This window comes from Yinghuangia sp. YIM S09857 (assembly GCF_051388915.1).
Classification (GTDB): domain Bacteria; phylum Actinomycetota; class Actinomycetes; order Streptomycetales; family Streptomycetaceae; genus Yinghuangia.
In genome coordinates, this window is record NZ_JBPKBH010000010.1 from 89,351 (window position 1) to 92,969 (window position 3,619).

General features: G+C 74.3%; 2 protein-coding genes. One reads left to right on the top strand and one right to left on the bottom strand.

The genetic code is table 11. The features are described 5' to 3' along the window. Window positions 1-216 precede the first annotated feature (216 nt). Window positions 217-663 (top strand): hypothetical protein, encoded by a 447-nt coding sequence (locus tag ACRX5S_RS22110; RefSeq protein WP_436774763.1) that lies wholly within the window; start codon window positions 217-219, stop codon window positions 661-663. Here ACRX5S_RS22110 and ACRX5S_RS22115 read toward each other — a convergent pair. After that, entirely contained in the window at window positions 654-3,596 is a 2,943-nt protein-coding gene (locus ACRX5S_RS22115; protein ID WP_436774764.1) for a LuxR C-terminal-related transcriptional regulator, read from the bottom strand. The two genes, ACRX5S_RS22110 and ACRX5S_RS22115, sit on opposite strands and share 10 nt — an antisense overlap. Window positions 3,597-3,619 lie beyond the last annotated feature (23 nt).

Here is a 3,619-nt window from a genome sequence, read left to right on the forward strand (position 1 = left end):
CCCGCAGCGGGTCCGGACGACGGACATGCGACGTACAGACGACAGAAGAGACGTAACAGGCGGCACCTGACAGGCGATCCACGGCACGTGACGGACAGCCGGCGCACGGACGACCGGGGCCCCCGAGCAGGAAGCGGCCCGGCAGAGTCCGGCGCGCCACTGCGCAGGCGGCACGCACGGCATTGCACGGCATTGCACGGCACTTAGGAGTCACGCGTGGTCCTCCACCACAGTCCGGCACCCACCCGGGGCGGCACGATCCCGCGGGGGCTCGGTGCCCGATGGGCGTCCGAGGAGACCGTGGTTCCGGGGCGCGCCGGGCACGCCGGCTACGACCTTCGCGACTTCTTCCTGGACATCCGGCTGGCCGGCGACGGCACCTTCCGCGGCTCGCACACCGCATACCTCATCGACCGCAAGCCCGCCGACGATCCCCGGGACGTCGCGCGCTTCCGGTACCGCCGCTGCCATGTGCTGCTCGGGTACGCGTACGGCACCATCGACGCCGCGCACGGGTACGGCGAGATCACCATCGAGGGCTACGGCCACAGCTCCATGTCCGTGCACGCGGAGCGGGGCCGCCTGGTGCTGGCGCTCGACGAGTCCGTCATCACCTACTGTCCCGTCATGTACACCCGCGCGGTGCTCCTCCGTCAGCGGTGATCGGCCGCCTCCGAGGCCTCCGCCGGGAGCCCGTCGGAGGTACGGCCGGACGCACCGCTCGGGACGGCGCCGGAGTCGGCCGGCGTGCCTGCGCCCGTTCCGGACGCCGAACCCGGCGCCCCGGCCGGGCCCACCGTGCCAAACGCAGCAAACGCACCGAGCGCACCGACGGAACCCGCCGAAGCGCCGCCTCCGGTCCGCGCTGAACCCCGGCCGCCCGCTGGACCCCCGGCCCCCGCCGAACCGGCAGCCCCGGCCCCGGGGAACGCCCCCGGATCCAGCAGCTCGGCCAGCCCCTCCCGGTCCGTGCCGAGTTTCGCGTACACCGCCGTCAGGTGCTTCTGCACAGTCCCCAACTGCACCGCCAGGTGCCGCGCCACCGCCGAGTTCGACATGCCGCTCGCGACCAGCTCGGCCGTCTGGCGTTCGCGCGCCGTCAGTGCCTCGATTCCGGTCCGGTACGCCCGCCGCGGCCGTCCGCCGGCCGCGACCAGTTCCGCCCGGGCCCGTGCGGCCAGTGCCGCCGCCCCGCAGCGCGACGCCGCCTCCAGGCCCTCGCCGAGCCGCAGCCGGGCCTCCGTGATCCGCTTGGCCCGCCGCAGCGCGGCACCGAACTCGACCAGGGAGACGGCGTATTCGTACCGGTTCGGCGACTCGGCGAGCCACCGCACCGACTCGCCCAGCTTCGCGAGCCCTTCCGCGCCGCCCGCCACCATACCCGCGGCGCGCAGCGATATCCCCAGCCCCGCGGGCGAGCCGAAGACGTACGCCTGCCCCACCGCCCGGTTCGCGGTCCGCCGGGCCGTCGCCGGATCGTCGGTGGTCAGGGCCAGCGCCAGCAGCGGACGCCACGCGCACAGGCCCGGGTTGCCGACCCCGCGGGCGTCCAACTGCCTGCCCGCCTCCCGGAGATCCTCCGCCGCCTCGGCGTACTGGTGCCTGGCCAGGAGCAGTTCGCCTCGCACGACCTGCGGCACCGGCGAGATCACCGCCTGCGGCTGCTGCGCGCCGTAGTCGTGACGGTCCACCAGCTCCTGGGCCTCGTCGAGGCGTCCCATCGCGATCAGGGTCTGGATCAGCACGCCCAGGCCGTACCAGCGCGCGGGCGCGTCCGGGCCCAGCCGCTCGGCGTACTCCAGCCCCTTGCGTACGTCCGCCTCGGCCTCCACCAGCCGTCCCATGCGGTAGCGGATGTGCGCCAACAGCGTGAGGCCGAACGACAGATGGGTGCCGCGCCAACCACGCGCCTCCAGTTCGGCGATGCCGTCGAGGAAGTGCTGTTCGGCACGCTCAAGTTCGTCGCAGTATACGAGCGACTGCGCTGTCATCACGGGGACTTCGAAGCCCCATTCGTCGTCCACCCAACTGAGCGGCGGCGTCATGGCGCGTTCCGCGTACGCCACCACCTGCACCGCGGGGTCGCCGCGCACGACGCCGTACCACGCCCGGATGCCCAACAGGCAGCGCTCCGTGGTGTCGGTGCCCGCGAGCCGCCCGGCCAGCGCGCGCACGCGGCGGGCCCGGGCGTGGGAGTCGGTGTCGTCCGTCCAGAAGATGGCCCACAGGAAGTGGTCGGCCTGGAGCCGCAGTCGGGCCCGGGACAGCTTGGTGGCCCGTGCCTCGTCGTCCAGCAGGTGCACGGCCTCGGCGAGCCGGTCGTCGTGCGCCAGAGCCTTCGCGAGGCGCAGCACGATGGCGTGCCGCGCGTCGCTCTCCGGCTGTGCGCCGCTCAGTGCCGCGTACAGGTGCTCTATCGCCGCGCGCGGGTCGTGGACGAAGGCCGCGAGACCCAACTCGTAGAGGACGGACGTGCGTTCCTCGCCGAATGGCGGTTCGTTGAGGGCCCTGAGCAGGTTGCGGTAGGCCGAGTCCGGCGCCCCCGCCCGCAGATCCTGCCGGGCCGCCCCGCGCAGCCGCTGGACGACCCACTGGTTCCCGGACGGGAACGTCGCCAGCAGGTGCGCCGCGGTCTGCGCGTCGTCGTGGCCGTCCGCGACCAGCAGTTGCGCCGCCGTCGCGTGCATCGCCCCGCGCGCCTGCGGCGGGATGCGCCGGTAGACCTCGGTGGCGATGGTCGGATGGGCGAACTCCAGGGTCTCGTCGCCCGCGAGCACGCGTACGGCACGCAGCGCGTCGGCCGGGGCGACGGCCTCGGAGAGGTCGAGCCCGGCCAGTTCCGCGGCCCTGCCGAGGGTGGCGTCGGCACCGAGGACGGCGACCGCCCGGGCCAGGCGTACCGCGCTGTCGCCGGTGCGCTCCAGGCGCCGGATCATGCCGCGTCCGACGATCGCCGCCGCCAGCGCTTCGAGTTGCTCGGCGTTGGCGGCGGTCGGTTTGATGTCGCGGTCCACGATCTCGCCGACGAGTTGCGCCACCACGAACGGCACGCCGCCGGTCGCGCGGTGGCACATCTCGGCGAACTTCGGGTCGGCCGCGCCGCCGAGCCGGACGTGCAGCATCGCCGCGACGGCGCCCGGGGACAGCGCCGCGAGCTGCTGCTGCAACGTGTTGGGCAGCGTCACCAGGTCGCCGAGCAGGTCGGCGTTCGGGGTCGGCTCCTCGGGGCGGCGCGCCACGACGAGCAGCACCGGCATCGACTCGACGGTGCGCGCGAACGCCTCCAGCCAGGTGAGCGATTCGCGGTCCGCCCAGTGGGCGTCGTCGACCAGCACCACCATGGCCCCGCGGCGCTGCGTGAGCCCGGCCATGAGCCAGTCGAGCGCGTCGCGTACGCCCTGCGGCTCGGGCGCCGCCAGCTCGTGGTCCGGGCGGGACGGCGGCAGGCCGAGCGCCGGGGCGACCATGTCCCACCAGCCGCCGAGGAGTTCGTGCCGCTCCGCGTCGCCGCACGAGACCAGCAGCGGCCGGAACAACTGGCGTACCACGTGGAAGGCGCGGCCCTGCTCGCGCTCGCCGCCCCTGGCGTGCAGCACCGTGCAGCCCTTGGCGGCGGGCC